At 50.8% G+C, this 390-nt stretch carries 1 protein-coding gene; it reads left to right on the top strand.

Annotation, left to right across the window (positions count from 1 at the left end; genetic code table 11):
* Positions 1 to 390, top strand: a 390-nt coding sequence (locus DB520_RS26375) for a hypothetical protein (protein WP_157972283.1), incomplete at both ends; no start/stop codon positions are given.

Below are 390 nucleotides of genomic sequence, written 5' to 3'. Positions count from 1 at the left end.
TGGCGATTCAGGCAGCAAATAAAAATATCAATTCCCTGAGTGACGGTCTGCTCGCTTTTGGTAAGGGAGCGGCACTGGGTGCTGCTTTGGGCTCGGGTTTTGGGAAGCTGGCAGTGGCCAAGGGTTGGGGAATTGCCGGTGCAAATGCTGCAACCACCACCAAAACCGGGCTGTTGGCAAATAAATATGCATCTCTTTATGGCGGTGGCCTAAATGTGGTGAATAGCTTTGACCCGGAGAAAGGCGTTGGCCTGCATACCTTCGGGCATTTTGCCGCCGGGTATTTGGGTACCATTGTCGGCATAGAGGATGAGTCCATTGGGTTTATTTTGGGGGGCACACTAAACGCATATACGGATTTGGCATCAGGCAGTATTGACAATTTTTACG

The sequence above is a fragment of the Pleomorphovibrio marinus genome (assembly GCF_003347495.1).
Lineage (GTDB): Bacteria > Bacteroidota > Bacteroidia > Cytophagales > Cyclobacteriaceae > Pleomorphovibrio > Pleomorphovibrio marinus.
This window is presented reverse-complemented; position numbering and strand designations above follow the sequence as displayed.